The 18,643-nt window shown below is 45.6% G+C and carries 14 protein-coding genes; 6 read left to right on the top strand and 8 right to left on the bottom strand.

Translation table 11 applies throughout. The features are described from left to right. The first annotated feature begins 402 nt into the window (after positions 1-402). From Q1B04_RS18235 to Q1B04_RS18220, 4 genes are all read left to right on the top strand, one after another. Positions 403-1,602 carry an anhydro-N-acetylmuramic acid kinase gene (locus Q1B04_RS18235; RefSeq protein WP_299761696.1) on the top strand — a complete coding sequence of 400 codons (1,200 nt, stop codon included), beginning with the start codon at positions 403-405 and terminating at the stop codon, positions 1,600-1,602. Positions 1,603-1,708: 106 nt separating this feature from the next. Then, complete coding sequence (locus Q1B04_RS18230) at positions 1,709-4,669, top strand: SusC/RagA family TonB-linked outer membrane protein (protein WP_299761694.1); 2,961 nt, start codon at positions 1,709-1,711, stop codon at positions 4,667-4,669. Positions 4,670-4,696: 27 nt separating this feature from the next. Beyond that, positions 4,697-6,019, top strand: coding sequence for a RagB/SusD family nutrient uptake outer membrane protein (locus tag Q1B04_RS18225; RefSeq protein ID WP_299761692.1), 1,323 nt, complete (start codon positions 4,697-4,699; stop codon positions 6,017-6,019). A 567-nt stretch (positions 6,020-6,586) separates the two neighbouring features. After that, positions 6,587-7,963: an HTTM domain-containing protein gene (locus tag Q1B04_RS18220; RefSeq protein WP_299761689.1), complete on the top strand. Its 1,377-nt coding sequence runs from the start codon at positions 6,587-6,589 to the stop codon at positions 7,961-7,963. A gap of 96 nt (positions 7,964-8,059) precedes the next feature. On the opposite strand, the gene Q1B04_RS18215 is transcribed toward Q1B04_RS18220, so the two are convergent. The 7 genes from Q1B04_RS18215 to Q1B04_RS18185 all read right to left on the bottom strand — a co-directional run bounded on the left by Q1B04_RS18215 (position 8,060) and on the right by Q1B04_RS18185 (position 16,036). Beyond that, positions 8,060-8,788 (bottom strand): hypothetical protein, encoded by a 729-nt coding sequence (locus Q1B04_RS18215; RefSeq protein WP_299761688.1) that lies wholly within the window; start codon positions 8,786-8,788, stop codon positions 8,060-8,062. Positions 8,789-8,881: 93 nt separating this feature from the next. After that, a complete protein-coding gene (locus Q1B04_RS18210; protein ID WP_299761686.1) occupies positions 8,882-9,715 on the bottom strand; it encodes an anti-sigma factor in 834 nt (277 codons plus the stop codon). Continuing rightward, on the bottom strand, positions 9,708-10,265 hold the full coding sequence (locus tag Q1B04_RS18205) for a sigma-70 family RNA polymerase sigma factor (protein ID WP_299761684.1): 558 nt from the start codon (positions 10,263-10,265) through the stop codon (positions 9,708-9,710). The genes Q1B04_RS18210 and Q1B04_RS18205 overlap by 8 nt, the downstream gene beginning before the upstream one ends. 302 nt (positions 10,266-10,567) lie before the next feature. Further along, positions 10,568-11,365, bottom strand: coding sequence for a ferritin-like domain-containing protein (locus Q1B04_RS18200; RefSeq protein WP_299761682.1), 798 nt, complete (start codon positions 11,363-11,365; stop codon positions 10,568-10,570). Between the two features lie 13 nt (positions 11,366-11,378). After that, positions 11,379-12,092, bottom strand: a complete 714-nt coding sequence (locus Q1B04_RS18195) for a ferritin-like domain-containing protein (protein WP_299761680.1) — start codon at positions 12,090-12,092, stop codon at positions 11,379-11,381. A gap of 575 nt (positions 12,093-12,667) precedes the next feature. Beyond that, a complete protein-coding gene (locus tag Q1B04_RS18190; protein ID WP_299761678.1) occupies positions 12,668-15,292 on the bottom strand; it encodes a PAS domain-containing protein in 2,625 nt (874 codons plus the stop codon). Between the two features lie 228 nt (positions 15,293-15,520). Further along, positions 15,521-16,036 carry a hypothetical protein gene (locus tag Q1B04_RS18185; protein WP_299761676.1) on the bottom strand — a complete coding sequence of 172 codons (516 nt, stop codon included), beginning with the start codon at positions 16,034-16,036 and terminating at the stop codon, positions 15,521-15,523. A 317-nt stretch (positions 16,037-16,353) separates the two neighbouring features. Between Q1B04_RS18185 and Q1B04_RS18180 the strand changes: the two genes are divergently transcribed. Then, positions 16,354-16,905 carry a sigma-70 family RNA polymerase sigma factor gene (locus tag Q1B04_RS18180; RefSeq protein ID WP_299761674.1) on the top strand — a complete coding sequence of 184 codons (552 nt, stop codon included), beginning with the start codon at positions 16,354-16,356 and terminating at the stop codon, positions 16,903-16,905. After that, complete coding sequence (locus Q1B04_RS18175) at positions 16,902-17,522, top strand: cupin domain-containing protein (RefSeq protein ID WP_299761671.1); 621 nt, start codon at positions 16,902-16,904, stop codon at positions 17,520-17,522. The genes Q1B04_RS18180 and Q1B04_RS18175 overlap by 4 nt, the downstream gene beginning before the upstream one ends. A 95-nt stretch (positions 17,523-17,617) precedes the next feature. Here the strand turns inward: Q1B04_RS18175 and Q1B04_RS18170 are convergent, their stop codons facing one another. Beyond that, complete coding sequence (locus tag Q1B04_RS18170; protein ID WP_299761668.1) at positions 17,618-18,454, bottom strand: alpha/beta hydrolase; 837 nt, start codon at positions 18,452-18,454, stop codon at positions 17,618-17,620. Between the last annotated feature and the right edge of the window lie 189 nt (positions 18,455-18,643).

Raw genomic sequence — 18,643 nt, 5'->3', positions numbered from 1 at the left:
TATTTAAGCAGCTGCCGATACATGCCATGTACTTAGTTTTACCGGTTCCGGTTTAAAAGTATAGAAGTATAGTTTATCGCTTTTCTACAGCTTTTGAGTTAAAATTATGGCTGCTAAAAAGCATTTTATGCTGCTAATCAGCTATAGAAAGAGGCAGTTTTTTTATTTCATACTTTATCTGAATTAATACACGTATATAGATTTTCGGTTGACATAATCCATTACAAGTTTGATGTAGTAAAAGCAGTAGAGAAGTGCCACAGAAAATTGTTAAATAAATTAGCCTGTATATATATTAAGTCTTTTTGAATTTGTATAGCTTCAACTCAAAATTGCCATAGTTAACTCCTATGGCTTGTAATCATCTTAATACAGCTGAGTCTGTTTTACAGCAAAACTCTTATGAATAAAGGTTTAAACCGTCTGTTTGAAGTAGTAAAGAAGGATAAAAGAGTAATTATTGGTTTAATGTCAGGTACTTCTTTGGATGGGCTTGATATTGCGCTTTGCGAGTTTACCGGACATGGCACGCAAACTCAGATAAATGTCCGCGAATTTGCCACCATGCCTTATGAAGCTTCTTTTAAGCAAGAGGTGAAAGCCATTTTCTCTAAAAGACAGGTAGATTTGGAAAAAGTGTGCCTGATGAATGCTTACATTGGCAGTTTTCATGCGGAGCTAATCAACGCCTGCCTGCTAAAATGGCACGTAAAAGCGTCAGAGGTTGATGTTATTGCCAGCCATGGGCAAACAATTTACCATGCACCAGCCTCGCTGCACAAAACTGAGGGAATGCCCAATGCCACCTTACAGATAGGAGACGGAGATCATATTGCCGTGAAAACCGGAATTATCACCCTCAGCGATTTCAGGCAAAAGCATATTGCCGCCGGTGGCGAAGGTGCTCCATTGGCTGTGTACGGCGACTTCCTGCTTTTTTCTGAAAAAGGGCAAAACCGGATTATGCTTAACATAGGAGGTATAGCCAACTTCACTTTCCTGCCAGGAGACTTAAACACCAGTCGTATTTTTTCCACAGATGTTGGCCCAGGTAACACATTGATGGATGCTTATATACAATCTGTGTTTCCAGGAAAGCAGTACGATGCAGATTCTGAGGTGGCGCTAAAAGGAGACTACAACCCCGCCTTACTGGACGCCTTACTGGACGATCCGTTTTTTGATTACGGCTTTCCGAAAACAACAGGTCCTGAGTTGTTTAACCTGGATTATCTGCAAAGAGCCATGCAAAAATCTGACACAGCACACTTGTCTCCTGAGGATGTCATGGCCACTTTAAACCGCTTTTCTGCTGTTGCTATCTGCGAGGCTATTTCCAGGTCAATTAAAGGCGGGCAGTTTGAGATTTTCTTAAGCGGTGGAGGCATGCACAATCCTCTGCTGATTCAGAATATAAATGAGATGATTGAACATGTTACTGTCAGGAATACAGCTGAACTTGGCGTTTCTCCGGATGCCAAAGAAGCCGTACTTTTTGCCACATTAGCAAATGAGTGCCTGGTAGGAGAGCAAACGAATTTTGGGGCAGGCCAGGATCGTGTACCGTCTGTGCATATGGGTAAAATCAGCTTGCCGGAGTAGCAGAACAGAGAGTCTTTTTAAATTTATATAAACAGTTCTAATCAAGATTGCTATGGGGAAAATTTACTTTAGAGGGAGGGCTTGTATCAAGTCCGCCTTGCTGTGTATGCTCCTGCTGGCCCTTACCAGCCAATGGGTATTTGCGCAGAGCACACGCTACACTGTTACGGGTACAGTAACTGACGCCCGAACAAAAAGCCCGCTTCCGGGTGTGGTGGTTAAGTTTCAAAACAGTAACAACGCCACAGCCACTGATGGCGCAGGTAAGTATAGCTTAGTTGCTAACCTGCCGGCAGGTACTTATCAGCTAACGTTTTCTTTTTTGGGTTTTAAGCCTGAAAAAAGGTCTGTGGCATTGGGAGCCGCCGAAAGCGCGTCGGTTGATGTGCAGCTAAGCGAAGACATTGTGGGTTTGGATGAGGTGGTTGTTACCGGTACTTCCGTAGCTACCAGCAAGAAGCAGTTAGGCAATGCTATTTCTACCGTGTCTGCAGCTGCGCTGGAGAATAGTGTGGCTACTTCCGTGGATCAGGCATTGGCCGGGAAAGTGGCAGGTGCCCAAATCTCTCAGAACTCCGGTAACCCTGCAGGCGGCATCAGTGTGCGCTTACGAGGTACAAGTACGGTAGTAGGCTCCGGAGATCCTCTTTATATTGTAGACGGTGTCATCATCAACAACAGCTCACCGGAACTGATTGACTTGGGAGGGTATGCGCAAAACCGTTTAGTGGATATTAACCCAAATGATATTGACCGGATTGAGATTATAAAAGGTGCGGCGGCTGCAGCTATCTACGGGTCGAGGGCCAGCAATGGTGTTGTGCAGATATTTACCAAACGTGGCAAAGAGGGAAAGCCTAAAGTAGTTGCCTCCACACAGCTTAGAGTAAGCGAAGTGCGCAAAACTTTAGATTACAACGATTATCCTTTCCGCTTTGTGAATACAGACCGTGCGGACCAAACACAGGAGCCGGTGCAGCGTTATGATTATCAGGACAAAATTTTCCGGACTGCTTTCGGCACAGAAAACAATATTTCAGTTTCAGGAGGTAGCGCTAACACACAGTATTTTCTGAGCGGAAACTACCTGAAGAACCAAGGTATAATAGATAACACGAACTTTAACAGGGGAGGTGCCCGCCTGCGTATTGACCAGACACTGAACAACTGGATATCTATTTCGATGGGCGCGAACTATACTTTAAGCACCAGCGAAGAGATACCGAACGGAGGTTTGAGCGAGGCTTACGGAGCGCTAACAGGGTTTATCTTCAGCAATAACTTTATCAACCCCGACCCGGACCCTGTAACAGGTGTTTACCCATCTACAGCACCAACGGCTATACTTAGACGAACAAACCCGCTAGAGGCAATTAACCGGTTCGATTTTGAACAGCGAACGAACCGTTTTATCGGTGATTTTCAGGTAATGCTTACGCCCATCGAAAACCTGAACATAAATTACGTTTTAGGTTACGATAACGCAACACAGATCGCCACTGGTTTTATTCCGGTGGGTAACACTACTCCTTCCTACGAAACGGGCTACTCACGCCGCGCCGATCGGACTTCCTACCTGCTCAACAACGACCTGAATGTATCTTACAGAACTATGCTGGCAGACTGGTTGGAGTCTACGACTGGTGTGGGGGCAACCGCACAGGTAGAGAAATACTATGGCACCGGAACAACTGCTACACAGCTTGGCCCGATTACACGCATCACAACCGGTGCAAGAATTGTTTCCGGGGAAGAGCGTAGTGAGATAAACATACTAGGCTTTTTTGCGCAGCAGACCTTTGGTATAGGAGATCGCCTGTTTATTACAGGAGCTGGCCGCTATGATGTGTCTTCCGTATTCGGAGAGGAGAACAGATGGCAGTTTTACCCTAAAGTCAGTGGTAGTTACCTCATTTCCAACGAAAAATTCTGGCAGAACTTATCCAGTGTTATTCCTATCCTGAAGCTTAGAGCCTCTTATGGTCAGGCGGGTAACCTTACAGCCATCCGTGCTTTTGACCGTTACACAAACTATACTCCTGTAGCCTTGCCTGGTTTGCCTGGTGTTGTGTCACCTTCACTGCTTGGCAACACAAGTATAAAACCGGAAAGACAGGTTGAGACTGAGCTTGGTCTGGACATGAGCCTGCTAGACGGCAGACTTGGCCTGGAGTTTTCTTACTACAACAAGGATGTTGAAGACCTGCTGTTGTTTGTTAACCTGAATCCCTCTTCCGGTTTCCTGAACCAGTATGCAAACGTAGGTACCATGACCAACAAAGGATTTGAACTGATGCTGACTGGTGCACCTGTGCAGCAGGAGAATGTAAAATGGACCTCTACCATCATCTATTCCAGAAACAGAAACGAAGTAAACAACATACCTGGAGGCGTACTTACCTTCCCGGGTGGCTTTGGGCAGGTTGCCGCTGTAGACGGTTATCCGATCGGTGCATTTTACAGCACATACTTTGCCCGCAACCCAGATGGGTCGCTGTTGCTGAATGCTGCAGGCTTACCACAGCCGGAACGTGTAGGGCGAAACCCTGAAACCGGTCAGCCAGCAGGTGCCACAGTACCGAAAGTGATAGGAGATCCTAATCCGGACTGGACGGGATCATGGGTAAACGAACTTTCTTTCGGGAAAAACTTCTCTTTCCGTACCCAGTTTGATGCCGCTTACGGGTTTGATGTCTTCAACTTTACACGCCGTGTTGGTGAGCGTGATTTGTATGGAGGCCTTGCCGGCTACGAGCCAGAGCTTAGAGGTGAGGTGCCAAAGGGTACTTCAGCGGCTTTGTTCAGTATTTTCGAAAATTACATCGAAGACGGTTCCTACATTAAGCTAAGAGAGGTTTCGCTGGCTTATGTCTTTCAACCTGCCTTCTTGGGTAACAACAACCTGCGTTTAACGCTTGCCGGCCGCAACCTGTTTTCTATTGATGACTACAGTGGCTATGATCCTGAAGTTAACGCAGCTGGGCAGACAAACGCCGTTAGAGGTTTTGACTTTGTGGAGGTTCCGATACCAAGAACCTACGCTTTAGGTGTTCAGGTGTCCTTCTAATCCTCTTAACTTCAACTAGAAATTCATATGAAAAATATAACTTCATACTTCAAAATCGGGGTGCTATCAAGTTGCCTTCTGCTAACAAGCGGGTGCGACCTTGATATTCCAAACCCAAATGCGGCCAGCGACCTGGAGGTGCTATCAACCCGTGAGGGCATTGTTGCTTTAAGTGTAGGCCTGAGACAGTATTACTCTACCTCCGGCATAGAGGCGGCTTACCTGTACCCTGGCGTGACCGGCCGTGAGTTGAAAGGCGTTGCCACGTTCACAAACGTTCTGGAACTGGAAGCCGGTGGCACTGCATTGCCAACTTTTAACGGAAACGTGCTGGGCATATGGTCCAGAATGCAGCGCACCATGCTAATGAGTGATCAGATTCTCGAAAACGCGCCAAATATTACAACTCTTACGGGCGGTACGCTAAGCGGTATTCTGGCACAAGCGCACTTATTCCGGGCTATGGCACTAGGTACTTTGGCAACCGCTTTTGAGCAGGCGAACACCGAAACCAGCACAACCATGAAGCCTGAATTCAGGCCAAGAACGGAGGTGCTTGAGGAGGCAATCTCACACCTTAACCAGGGAATTGCATTGCTGGATGCGAACCCTGCTTCTGATGAGTTTAGAAGATTGGTGGGAGGGTCATCATTAGACCTGAAAAACACGCTCTATGCCATGAATGCCAGGTATAACTTGTATGCAGGCAACTATGCGGCAGCCATTGCAAACGCCAATCTTGTCAATCTGGCCAGTGTATCGTCTTATGAGTATAGTACATTAAGCATCAACCCAATTTACAACGCCACAAATATCAACGGCCTTAACTATTTTAAGCCGCGTGATAATTTCGGGTTGCCAGCAGCGCTTTTTGAAGAAGGAGATGCACGTGGGAATTTTTATTTAACAGGCCCTGCAGTGCTGGTGAACGGAGATCCGGTTCGCGACCTGGCGGGATTCTTTAATTCGCAGACTTCTTTTATTCCCATTTACATTCCGGATGAGATGAAGTTGATTAAAGCAGAGGCTATACTTCGCAGCGACGGTTCTTTGGAAGAGGCATTAGCACTGATCAATGCAGTTAGAACGCAAACGTCCGGAGATCCTGTTGGGGTAAATGCGGGTTTGCCAGCCTATACTGGCCCTGTTACTAGAGAAGCACTTTTGCTGGAAGTGTACAAACAGCGTTCTGCCGAGTTATACTTAACAGGCCAGAAGTGGGAAGACAGCCGACGCTTTAACCGTCCGGGCCCGCCTGAAAATACGTCTGAACGTAACAGGAATTTTTATCCTTACCCAGATCAGGAACGATTGAATAACCCAAATACACCTGCAGACCCAGCAATATAAGATAAGGGGCAGTTATTTATCCAAAATAGGATTAAAATTAGAATAGAACCTCCCGCCTCGGTGACATAAGATTACCGTGGCAGGAGGCTCTTTCATTTTAATCGGCTTTAAGGTAATTGCTGCCGAAGAATAGCTTCTATTATCATTCTTAATACTTTAGTGCTAAAAAAAAACGGTTTAAGAAATTGAGCCTGTTTAGAGTTTATTAATACTAAACTGCCTGCCCTTGCTGCGTGTTCTCACCAGCAAGATTTACAGCATCTGCATGTTGGTTGTTGGTGAAAAACACCACCAATGGCGGGAAAAACGGTTTAAGAAATTGTTAAACTTAGCTGTAAGCTTCATTATAATTAAAGTTGTAATGTTAGTTAAGTGGTTGTTTAACAGTGTAGTATATATTTGTTTGCCTGTACTTCTCACTGTAACAAACTATAAATTGCAGGCGCTCATTAAGTAATGGTATAAACAGATAACCATAGATTGGAATATCTGCTTAATTTGCATTAACGGTACCAGATTTATCTCCGTACTGAACCCAAAGCCCTCATTATGTAGCCACTGCAGCCTATGAAATTATATCAAAAGCTCCTGAAGCCGATAGGCATCTATCCGCTGGTTTATTTCCGGATTCTGTTCGGCTTGCTTATGTTTTGCGAGGGAGTGGGGGCGGTGCTCATCAACTGGGTGCAGGAGCATTATGTGGAGCCCACCTACCATTTCGGTTACATTGGGCTGGAGTGGATAAAGCCCTTACCTGGCTACGGCATGGTGTACGTATTCTTGCTGATGGCGCTGCTGGGTTTCCTGATAATGGTTGGCTGGCGCTATAAAATCTCAGCGTTTCTTTTCTTCCTGCTGTTCGGCTACGGCTTCTTCTCTGAAAAAACACATTACCTCAACCACCATTACCTTATCTTCCTGATCAGCGGCTTAATGGTGCTGCTGCCGGCACACCGTAAACTGTCGATGGATGTGCGGCGGAAACCGGAGCTGGAGAGTGACGTAGCACCTCAGTGGACGCTTTGGCTGTTCAGGGTGCAGCTGCTGTTTGTATACTTTTATGCTGGCGTGGCAAAGTTGCAGCCAGACTGGCTGGCGGCAAAGTCCATGAGCATCTGGATGGCCAATAAAACCCACTTTTATGTCATCGGCCCATACCTCAACACGCCTTTTATGATAGAGCTGGTGGTTTGGGGCGGCATTGTATTTGACTTCTTGATCGGCTTTGCCTTGTTGTGGCCCCGTACGCGGATGGCTGCTTTTTGGGTAGCTTTCGTTTTTCATATCTTTAACTCGGCCGTGTTTCATGTTGGGGTGTTTCCATACTTTATGATTGCGGCCAACGTGCTTTTTTTCAGTCCGGAGCAGATTGCCCGTTGGTTTTTCAGAAAAGAGCTAAACCTGATAGCTTTGCAGCGTGAGCCACTGAAGCAGCCAGGCTGGCAACAGCGGCTGGGCGTGCAGTTTTTTATACTTTACCTGGGTTGGCAACTGCTGTTTCCGCTGCGGCATTTTTTTATTCCGGGCGATGTGAACTGGACTGAGGAAGGCCATCGGTTTTCGTGGCGAATGATGCTGCGTACCAAGCGCGGCACTGTCTATTATATTGTCAAAGATCCGGCCACGCAGCGTCAGGAAAGAGTCAGGCTGCAGAAATACCTGGCGCGGGAGCAGCTAAGGGAGATTCCCAAACACCCTGACATGATCTGGCAGTTTGCCCAGTTTCTTGAGCGGGAGTATAAAAAGCAGGGAATGGTAGCCCCGGAAGTATACGCTGTCTCCAGCCTCAGCCTAAATGGTTACCCGCGCCACCCCATTGTGGACCCGGAAGTTGATTTGACTTCAGTGCCTTATACTTGGGGAGCCAAAAGTTGGGTAACACCTCGACCTGAAGCAGACGGCTGGCCCTGGAAAAAGCGCGTAATGGCAGAGACTGAAAAGTAAGAATGGACTGCTAAAAGTATAAATTATTCAACTTCTGCGGAGGGAGTTTATACTTTGAGAATTGCAACTGATAAGCCTCCAAAAGATTGAAAGACTTCAATCCCAGATATCATACATATCCTCCTCCTCGTTATAATCAGAATCTGGCAAGTCAATTTTAGTCAGCAGTTCCTGCACAAAATCCTGTTGCGCTTCTTCGTAAATCAGTTCACCGCGTTGTAGAAAGCGGTTTGCATCCAGCATCACCTCATAAATGGGTGTATGGATGTGCTTGGGGATTTTATAGAGGCGCGGGTCGTGCTTATCGAAAGGAGTGGCTATTTTGGAGTTGTAGAGATAGGGGATAAGCGTTTTAGAGCAGCTAATGGCAACCCGATGGATTTGGTGCTCCTCAAAGTATGACTTTAGCCGTTGGTTGATATTCTCAAAGAATTCCACGGTTTCACCAAGCCGCACACGCGACCCAGCTCTCGACTTGCCTTTTGTTTTGAGGTATTTGATCTGGCTCTTGCCCTGCTTTTTCCGGACCATGTAGGATCGGAAAACTTTATGATCCAGGTTTACACCGTTTTCAAAGTAGCCCAAAGCGCAGTTACCTGACTGTATCAGCAGAACAACATAATTTACCTGTGCATTAGCAGTCGGTACTTCCCCTAGATTATAAGGCAATACAAGCGGCAACCGAAAGATTACCTGCTGCTGTTCTGCATCATCCGAGAGTAAAATCAGCCTGTGCTTCTCGTGGTCATAAGCAGTTTTAACGGCAGCAGTCTGAATGGCCTGTAGTAGCTCAATGGATTGTGCTTTTGGGAAAAACTTGTTCATCAGCGGCAGTAAAATATCAGAAAGGTTATTCTGAAATTCGGGGTTTTCTAAAGGAGTTGCTAGGTCTACAGATTAGAGTGTAAGTATAAGCGCTTAAGACTTTACCTTGCCCATTACCATTAGCTGCTCCAGCGTCGGGTTAACACTGCCTCCCATCGGCTCCAGCGTAACTGCAAACGCCTGTGCAGAACTAATCTGCTTCATTTTTTGAAGCTTAGCTGTTGTAGTGCCAGCAAGGGAAATCATGCCTGCGTCTACCGGGTTGCCATTATCTAAGGCCCAAAGTTGGTACTGCATGCCTGTTGGGGGAGCTGGCAGAGTTAGTTCATCAATATAAACCTCCTGGTTCTGTGGGTTCCAGTAAACCAGCATGTTAGCGTCAGGGTGGGTTTCCACACCTTCCAATTCTACAGGCTGATAATCGGGGTTACGAAGTATGGCAAGTGTTTCCTGTAACTGCTCAGATCTAAGCGAGGTTGTTTGCACATTCTGAGCCATTAGCTGCTCTGATGCGCGCGCAGTAGCCAGCAAATCTTCTGTCTGCTGCCATTTATTGTAGAAATGATAGCTAAGCAATCCTGAAATCAAGAATAAGGCAATACTGGCGGCAAACATCCATTTGTAAGGAGATGTCTCTTCGGCAGGGGGGAGTGAATAAACTGCAGCTTCAGAATTTTGCTCAGGTGTAGCAGCAACAGGATTAGTTTCCTGCACTTGAGCCATTATCTTATCTTTGAGGTATGGTCTTGGAGCTACAGCATGAAGTTGGGCGTAAGTCTCCATCGCGGCACAGGCTTCGTCCAGTGCTGCACGAACCTCTGGGGAATTAGCGGCACGCAGTTCTACTTCCTCACGCTCTGCTTGAGAAAGACCACCGGCTGCATAAAGTTCCAGGATTCCGGATGCCAAATATTCTTCGTTAGACACTTCCCTTAAATAATTTTGATAAAAGCTTTACAGCGCTTCGTGCTCTGGTTTTAACGGTACCCAGCGGGATGTTATACTCTTCAGAAATCTCGCTTTGTGTCAGTCCCTTAAAGTACATTAGGTCTATAATCTTTTTTTGGTCAGGATTAAGGGTTTCCACCACATCCCGTAAACCAATATGATCAGGGTTAAACGCGTTACTGCCAAAATCACTGTGATAATCTCCTGGTGCAATGGCATCTGTGGATACCCTCATGCGATACTCTTTCGAGCGGATTTTATCGATTGCCAGATTCCTGCTGATGTTTATCATCCAAGTAAACAGCCTGCCCTTTTCCTCATCATACCGGTCAAAAGACTTCCAGATCTTTAAAAAAGCCTCCTGCAACACATCTTCAGCAATTTCCTCTGTTTTTACGATTTGCAGAATAACACCGTAAAGGGTGGCACTGTACATATCATATAGCAAAGAAACTGCTAAATTATCCTTAGCACGTAATCGAGCCACCAAGGCTTCTTCACTTATCTTTTGTGTCAGGTTATCAGGCAAGGAGACGCAGCTGTTTAATTAATAACCCCGTGTTAGAGTTTATCAAAATTAAGAATATTTTAGAATCATACTTACTAACTTCTTCTGGAAAAAAAAGTTTTAAAAACAATCCTATTATTCCACCAGCTGATTCCTCTGCTATAACTATAGTCAAAAATAAGAGCGATAAGTAATTTGCTGCAACATAGATAGCCTCAACAAATTGTGCTCATACTTTAACTATAAAAAAAGAGCTGCACTTGCAGCTCTTCTCTAAGTTTAGATGGTTAGCTTTATTAAAAGCGTGCAAAGTATAATCATTTTTATTCAAAAAGAGATACAATTTGAGCAACCTGCTCTTTTGTAAGCGGTTCATCGAATGCTCCTGTGGCAATGGCTGCTGAATAGCCCGAACCTACAGTTGTTACATTCACTCCTCCTTGCATTACATTGTCTTCTCCGGCATAAACGGGCTGTGCACCATCAGGAACATTGCTGTTAGCTCCGGCACCTTCTATCCAGCCTTTAACGCCGCGCATACGTCTTACGTGGGCAGCATGGCGAGCTTCTACCGAGTGAATCTGCAGAGCAACCGTCAACACCGTGTCGTTGTTGATCAGGTTACCAGCCTGTCCTTTGTATGCTCTCACGCCTGTATCTTCAAATGCCTGCGCAAGCGTCAGGAAGGTTTGGTAGTTTGTATTCCAGTCCTGGAAGTTTTTACCGAAGTTGAAGGTTGGTTCGCTGATTGGCGTACCGTTCAGGCTTTGGATAGTAGAGATCAACAAATCTACGTGAGCGGCCTCGTGAGAACGGATCTTTTCGAATGCGCCTCTGGCAGCACTGTCTGTAATCAGGCCTGATGCGGCTAGGCCTTGTGTGTAGAAGTTACGTTCTAAATACTCTAGCTTTAGCGCAAAGTTAAGCACCTCCAGCACCATGCTGTTGCTCTGGCCGTAAGCTTTCTGGAAAACGGATCCTAAAGCAAGCGGCACTGCAGCAAGCGCCGTTTTTTTGCCTATGCTGCGTAAGTTTTTAAAGGCGCTTCTTCTTGAGTCGAGGCGGTCGTACACTTCCGGGTCAAACTTCTCAATCTCCTTTATTATATTAAATATATTCATGGCTATGGTCTCCTTACTTAGGTAAATTGTTGGCAGATATTTTTGTGACAATAAATGGTGCTGCAGCCTGAAGCACGTCAGCCGGCATCATGGCAGGGTCTAAGCCTTTATTGTCGGCAGAGTCAGAGAAGGTGCCATTAGAAATCAGGTCGCGTATTACTGCAGCGTGTCGTGCCTCCACAGAAACAATTTTGCCTGCTAGCGTTAAGAAACCTGCATCCTCTAAGTATTGGCCTGCACCATTGTAGGCAGCAACGCCAAGGTCTTCAAACGTTTTAGCGGTTGCCAGGATATTGGCCTTATCGTTAAAGTTGACAGACGAAAAATCTACCTCTAAATCTGGAATGGCCGCGCTACCAAGCGCTGCTTTCAAGAAATCTCTGTGAATGTTTTCATGGCCTTTCAGGTCTTGCATGATCTGCTGCTCAGACTGGCTGAACATACCTAAAGACTGCGCTACCACCTGCGTATAGAAAGCTGCCTCCAGCTGTTCCAGCGCATAGGCATAGTTTAAGATACCTGTATCTCCGGAACCCAGATCAACCGTGTCAGGGTCAGGTGTCATGGTTCCGTCATCGTCATCGTCGCAGGATGTTGTGGTAAGAAGTAATGAAGTTGCCAATGCTGTGGCGCCGGCATAGCGTAAGAACATACGTCGCTGAGGAACAACTATTCCGGATCCTTTTTTGGCCTCCTGTTGCTCTTGCTTCTGTGTTGGTTTTTCCATAATTCTATAAATTTGATGAAGTTTTACCTACCAAAGTTTTATTCTAGAAATCTATGGTAGTGCAAGACCTACGAGCAGGCGAGTAGCTTTGGATTGCACCATCTGTTAAAATTTTTTAAAACATGCAGATTGCGTGTGTGAATACAGGCAATGCAAATAGCTTTATAGAAGCTGGCGCAGCAGGGGAGTGGCTTTGAAAGGAGATAAGATTACAGCAGCTGAATTTACAACTAAGTCTGCTGAGATATATAGATGAAAATCAGCAGAGAGTAAATTAAAAATAGCCGCTACAGTTAAGCAGAGGCTATTTTTATACTTTGTTTTATTGATAACTGTTTTACTTCTCTGCTACTGTATGAGTTGGAATATACGTAGGTTTACCTGATGTTTTGCTGAATAAGTTTGCTGCACTTTAATTAAGCGAATCTACTTCAAAAGAGGTTTTCGCATGAACCCCATAGTACAAAATTTGGTTGCATTCCGCAACAGCAGTTAAAGCTTTAGACTGAGGTTCATACTTAGTATAGTATAAAGTCGGACTGCGCTTAAAGTATAAAATTATAGCCGCAGCTGCCTTACTTTTTAAGGTATACCCTGAAAGTAGAGCCTACTTCTGCCTCACTTTCAACCTCAATATGACCATAAGCGTTCTCCACAATCTTTTTGACCATGTATAAACCAATACCGGAACCTTCCACGTGGTCGTGGAGGCGGCCGAACATCGTAAAGAGTTTCTGCTTGCCTGTGTTACTTATGCCTAATCCGTTGTCTTTTACGGTTAGCACCACATATTCCGCCTCATCGTGGCAGTTAATCTGAATTTCGGGTTTACGTTTAGGTGAGCTATATTTAATGGCGTTTGATATCAGGTTATATATGATTGACCTGAGGTTTTTCTGGGAGAAATGTATGGCGGAGCAGCCATCCAAGTGTACTTTTAATTGCGCACCTGCTGCTGCCAACTGTGGCGCCAAGTCCAGCCTGATATCATTGATTACCTCCTCAATATCGACAGTGGTAGCCTCTTGGTTATTTTCCTTTTGCAGTTTTACAATTTCGGTGAGGTGCTCAATAGTGCGTTTAAAGCGCCCAATCGAGTCCTCAATCATGCTTGTTACGCGCTTCAGTTCCTGTGCGGTGAGGGCTTTCTCAGTAATGGAGTCAATCAATACTTTTACAAGCCCTTCTATATTATAGATAGGCGCCTTCAGGTCGTGAGATGCCGTATAGATGAAGTTATCCAAGTCTACGTTGGTTCGGACAAGCTGCTCGTTTATACTAGTTAACTCCTTGTTAGTGGCCGCTAATTTTCTGGTGAGGGCCTGCGCTTCTTTTTCCCTCTCTTCAACTTGTAGGCGCGCCTCCGCCTGCTCGGTAATATCATGCACCAAAGTATAAAATCCGTGTACCTGGCCTTCTCTTTTATCAGGCACATAACTGGTGCGGATATGCTTTACAAAATTCTCCCGGTAAGGCATTTTGGCATCGAAGTCCAGTTGCTCGCCGGCAAGTGCGCGTTCAATATATTGTTTAACGCCAGCATAAGCTGCTTCACCAACCACATCACGTACAGGTCTGCCCAGCAAGTCATCAGATTTTATCGGGAACCAGGTTTCATACGCCTTATTGGCAAACTGGTATTTTTCATTTTTATCCAGGTAGCCAATCAGCACGGGCAAGGCATCTGTTATTAATCTAAACCGCTCTGCGCTTTGTTCTGCTGCATGCCGGGCCTCCACCTGCTCTGTAATTTCAAGCGCAAAGGCTACAATCCCGTCTACCTGATCATGCTCATCAAAGCGTGGTTGCTGTACATACCTAAAGTACCTGTTTTCCAGCTTACCATCTTCAGGCCGTACAAAAGGTATCAGCATTTCCTCTTCTACACGCGTTACACCGGTATTATATACTTCCAGAAAAGTGCGGTATACTTCGTTATTTTCAATTTCGGGTAAGGCTTCTAAAATAGGTTTCCCTAATAGCTGGCGCTCCGGAAATAACGCTGAATAGCTTGGGTTAACCAGCTCATACACTAGCTCAGGCCCATCTAATATGCAGATGGCAGCCGGGGCATCCATAAAAAGCTGGTGCAGGCGGTTGCGTTGTGTTTCTGTTTCGGCTTTGGCGCGCTCCAGCTCTGTGGTTCTGGTAGTTATCCGTTCCTCCAGCTCCTGGTTGAGCTTCTGAAGTGCCTGTTGTGTATTTGATAACTCAATGTTCGCGGCTTTGATTTCTTCATTAGCCATAGTTAGTTGCAGGTTCAGTACCTGCAGCGAGTGTTCCCGCTTCTCTACTTCTTGCCGTGCGTTTACAAGGCTGGATACTTCATAAGCAAAAACCATTATGCCATCTATTTTACCCTCCAGGTTTTTTGTGGCTTGGTAGACGAAGTTGTAATAGTTTTGGCCTAGCTCACCATCATTGTTATGGTTCAGCTGCACCTGCATTTCATAAGCGTAAAGAGTCTCGCCGGTTTGAAACACCTTATCCAACATTTCAAAGATTGGTTGGCCTGCAAGTTCCGGCATGGCCTCGGCAATAGGTTTACCGAGTATGGGACGGCTGCCCACTAACTGCTGATAAGAAGGGTTAACAAGTTTGAAAACATGCTGCGGCCCTTCAAAAATGCAGATCATGGCAGGTGCCTGCATTAAAAGGTTATGCAGCTTTTTTCTTTCAAGTTCGGCATCGGCACGTGCTGTGGTGAGTTCCTGCTTTGTTATAGACTGTTCCTGGTATAGTTTGCTTAACAGCGATTTATTGACTTTATCCTGTTTTTTAGCTAACTCCGGGTCCGTTATATCTTCAACCTTGTGTATGATGTAGGCAACTTCTCCTGCTTGGTTTAGCACCGGCGAGTTTAAAGTATTCCAGTATCTCTCTACAAAAGTACCTTTGTTGTTTGGGACAGGTATATCATACCGAAGCGTCTCCATTTTATGGGGCTGCTTGTTTGCCAGTACCCAGTCTAGTGAGAGGCGTAAGCTGGCTGTAGCATTTGAATTGGCTACAACCGGATTGTCAGGAAATACATCAAATACATTCTTACCCTTAATGCCTTCAAGTTCAGTCAGAGCTGCCTCTAAGTAAGGTTTACTAGCTGTAAGCATCGTGTAGTCTGGAGAAATGATCAGGTACAAATCGGGTACTGATTCAAATACTTGAAGCGTTTCAGTAGAAAGGCTGGCAGAGTTAATCATGCAGGGTTGTATTAATAGGAGCGGAGCCCAATGCTAAAAATAAAGCAATGGTCTTAAGTATACTAAGATGTACTAACGTTGTATCGAACAGCATTTACAAAATCTCCAAAAGAGAGTAGCCGGAGCCTTTGCTGTGAATATCCGATTTTTTGCTGAAACTACCAATTTAACCTTTAGAGTAGCAACCCTTAAAAGGTTGCTATTGATACCTTGTTAACTGGTAATAATTTAAGAGAGCCTCTTTATCTCGTCTTCTATCGCAGGGCTTAAAACTATGATCAGGTGTTCGGCAAAGGCTGCCTTCTCTATCTGTTTCTCGTCCATTAGTGCTGTTAACCCGATTGGCTCGTTTGTGTCAGATAAAAGTATGCTGCCCAGGTAGCTTTCAATGGCTAAGTCCCGTAGCTCCTTATCATCCGGGTAAGCAGGAGCTACATCATAAGGGTGATAACAGAAGCGCTGGAGAAAAGATACCTCGCAAGGAGTGCCTTTTATGGCATAAGTATAATTCTCTAATACCTCCTGGTCTTTTAAAAACACAAGTGTGTGCACGTTTTGCTGATCTTCTGATAGTTGACCGATAAGTACATACTTTGCCTCGGTGTGCTCAGAAATGAACGAGGCGATTTCAGTGAGAAAATTTTCGTGCCGAGGCTTATTGCTTAGTATCAGTGCAGCTTCCAGTATTTTCTCTTCCTCTTCGCCGGGCTCATACTGCCAATAATGAATATGCCGATACTCCATCAGGTTAAACAATAGAAAGTTTAATATCAAATATATTGATTTTTCTGAAGAGTATACTATAGATGACCAGCAAGGTAGATGCAAAATTGGTGGGTTATATTTATGTTTAAGGGAATAAAATGTTTATTGCAGTTAATCTCAATGAAATATTTCGGAACGTTATACATCCTTGCTTGTTAGTCTTATTATTACAGTGCAGGGTAAAAGTATATTAACTGGCAGGAGTTAACAGATGCGCCTGCCAGTTAAGATTATACTTATGAAAGAGAGTTTCTAAGTAGGAGACAAGTATATTAGCTGAATATTATTCATATTATATGTCAGAAAATAATTTCCAGGGAGAGACGGAGCAGAGCATTGTGGCCGCTCTCCGGCAAGGCAGGCAGAAGACGCTGGACAGGCTTTACGATGCATATGCGCCGGTTATGATGGGAGTGATCAGCCGGATTGTAGCAGACCAAGAGGTGGCGGAAGAGGTTCTAAAAGAAACGTTTGTAGCCATCTGGACCCGCATCGGCACCTACGACACGTCTAAGCACCGCCTGCTAACCTGGGGGTTGGCCATAGCGAGAGGGTTAGCCTTAGAGGCTATCAAGACTGACCGGTACGAAAGTATACTTCATGCTAAGAAAAAGCTCGGCAGCAAGCCAAAAGACCAATTAAATAAAATTGAGAATTCGGATAGAGGGAAAGAAAAAACGCCCGACCTTTGCAAGCTTGACTCCATTGAGAGAACGGCATTGGAGTTGATTTATTTAAAAGGCCGCTCTTGTGCGGAGACAGCAGCAGAAATGAGCATGACGGTTGAGCAATTAACTGCAGTATTGAAAAAGGCATTCATCCATTTAAAGGTAGGAAAACCAGCATGAGCCTTATCAGAGAGTTTATAGAATCCGGGGTTTTAGAACTGTATGTGATGGGGGCGGCCAGTCCGGAAGAAATTCTGGAGGTGGAAAAAATGGCAGCGGCCCACCCGCAGGTAAAGCAGGAAATCGAGCAAATCAGCCTTGCGCTGGAGCAGTACGCCCAATCACAAGCCGTAAAGCCAAGAGCCACTGTTAAAGCCATGCTGCTTGCCACCATAGATTACCTGGAGCGGATGAAAAAAGGGGAGCTTCCATCGTCTCCGCCTATCCTGACACCCCAAACGCGCATCCGTGACTTTGAACAATGGGTTAGCAGCGAAGAGGCTGTGCAGCCAGACGATGCGGACGATATTTACGCCCGCATAATTGGGTACACACCTGTAGCCTCAACGGCCATTGTGTGGGTAAAGGATAAAACGGAGCAGGAGGTGCACCACGATGAATATGAGCGATTCCTGATACTGGAAGGCTCCTGCCAGATTACCGCCGGCAGCGAAAAGCATATGCTGGCTGCCGGTGATTATTTCCCTATCCCGCTGCATACACCGCATCAGCTGCACGTTACCTCCCAGGGGCCTTGCAAAGCTATCCTGCAGCGCCTGAGTATTGATAATATTTAAATAAGTATAAAAATATTTAAATAAGTATAAAAGCAGCAAGGGCCTTTACTGTCTGTAAAGGCCCTTGCTGCTTTTATACTTATGCAGTGGCGGTTCTAGTGCCGAAGAAAGTCAAGTAAGGCCTTGTTCAGCTCTTCTTTATGTGTCAGGAACAGCCCATGCGGCCCGTCTTTTATCACCACGTACTTGTTATCCCGAATCTCTTTAGAAGATTTCTCGCTGCTGGTTTCTATAGGCACAATCTGGTCGGCATCTCCGTGCACAATGAGCGTAGGCACCCGTACGTTTCTTAGCTCCTGCCTAAAATCTGTGTTGGCCCAAGCTTTGGCCGTTTCGATGGTGCCGCGCGGCGAAGCGGAGGAGGCGATAGCCCAATCGTATTGCAGCTGCTGTTCGCTTACTTTATCTTTCTGTTCGCTGTGGTTGTAGAACATTTTGCCGAACTCCGCCAGAAAAGTGACACGTTTCGTTTTCAGGGCTTCCATAATCTCGTTTAGCTTTTCTTCCGGCACGCCATCGGGGTTGTCGTCCGTTTGCTTTACTATCGGAATAATGGAGCTGATAAGCACGGCCTTGTCTATGCGGTCATCGCCGAACATGGAAAGGTAGCGCACCACCTCGCCGCCGCCCATCGAGAAACCTACCAGCACGCAGTGGCGCAGGTCGAGCTGCTCTATCAGCGCGCGCAGGTCCAGCGCAAGAGAGTTGTAATCGTAATTGCTCCAGGGCCGGTCCGAATCCCCGAAGCCGCGCCGGTCATAAGCGATGCACCGGAATCCCGCATCCACAATAGCCTGTATCTGGTGCTCCCACATACGGTGGCTCAGCGGCCAGCCATGTATCAGAATCACGGGCTGCCCTTCGCCGCAGTCCTGATAGTTTAGGTATACATTTTCACCTTTCTGAATGTCTTCTGTCTCGATAAATGGCATAATCAAGTTTGTTTTAAAGTTAAAGCTCTAGGTAATTATTTTAACACTTATAATCTTAACTGCTTCTGAGTTTTTAATGTTGTGAGAGATGGAAAACAAGGCGCTGCTGGTGATAAATTATGGCTTGCAGGAGGCGCTGCAGCTGGTAATTTTATAGCAGAGAGGCGTGTTAAGCATAAAAAAGCTGTA

Source organism: uncultured Pontibacter sp. (assembly GCF_947495565.1).
Lineage (GTDB): Bacteria > Bacteroidota > Bacteroidia > Cytophagales > Hymenobacteraceae > Pontibacter.
This window is presented reverse-complemented; position numbering and strand designations above follow the sequence as displayed.

What these genes read in the sequence shown, in the direction of transcription:
- Q1B04_RS18235 (WP_299761696.1), top strand. Translation starts at nt 403, where the DNA reads ATGAATAAAGGTTTAAACCGTCTGTTTGAAGTAGTAAAGAAGGATAAA.
- Q1B04_RS18230 (WP_299761694.1), top strand. Translation starts at nt 1,709, where the DNA reads ATGCTCCTGCTGGCCCTTACCAGCCAATGGGTATTTGCGCAGAGCACA.
- Q1B04_RS18225 (WP_299761692.1), top strand. Translation starts at nt 4,697, where the DNA reads ATGAAAAATATAACTTCATACTTCAAAATCGGGGTGCTATCAAGTTGC.
- Q1B04_RS18220 (WP_299761689.1), top strand. Translation starts at nt 6,587, where the DNA reads ATGAAATTATATCAAAAGCTCCTGAAGCCGATAGGCATCTATCCGCTG.
- Q1B04_RS18215 (WP_299761688.1), bottom strand. Translation starts at nt 8,788, where the DNA reads ATGAACAAGTTTTTCCCAAAAGCACAATCCATTGAGCTACTACAGGCC.
- Q1B04_RS18200 (WP_299761682.1), bottom strand. Translation starts at nt 11,365, where the DNA reads ATGAATATATTTAATATAATAAAGGAGATTGAGAAGTTTGACCCGGAA.
- Q1B04_RS18195 (WP_299761680.1), bottom strand. Translation starts at nt 12,092, where the DNA reads ATGGAAAAACCAACACAGAAGCAAGAGCAACAGGAGGCCAAAAAAGGA.
- Q1B04_RS18190 (WP_299761678.1), bottom strand. Translation starts at nt 15,292, where the DNA reads ATGATTAACTCTGCCAGCCTTTCTACTGAAACGCTTCAAGTATTTGAA.
- Q1B04_RS18185 (WP_299761676.1), bottom strand. Translation starts at nt 16,036, where the DNA reads ATGGAGTATCGGCATATTCATTATTGGCAGTATGAGCCCGGCGAAGAG.
- Q1B04_RS18180 (WP_299761674.1), top strand. Translation starts at nt 16,354, where the DNA reads ATGTCAGAAAATAATTTCCAGGGAGAGACGGAGCAGAGCATTGTGGCC.
- Q1B04_RS18175 (WP_299761671.1), top strand. Translation starts at nt 16,902, where the DNA reads ATGAGCCTTATCAGAGAGTTTATAGAATCCGGGGTTTTAGAACTGTAT.
- Q1B04_RS18170 (WP_299761668.1), bottom strand. Translation starts at nt 18,454, where the DNA reads ATGCCATTTATCGAGACAGAAGACATTCAGAAAGGTGAAAATGTATAC.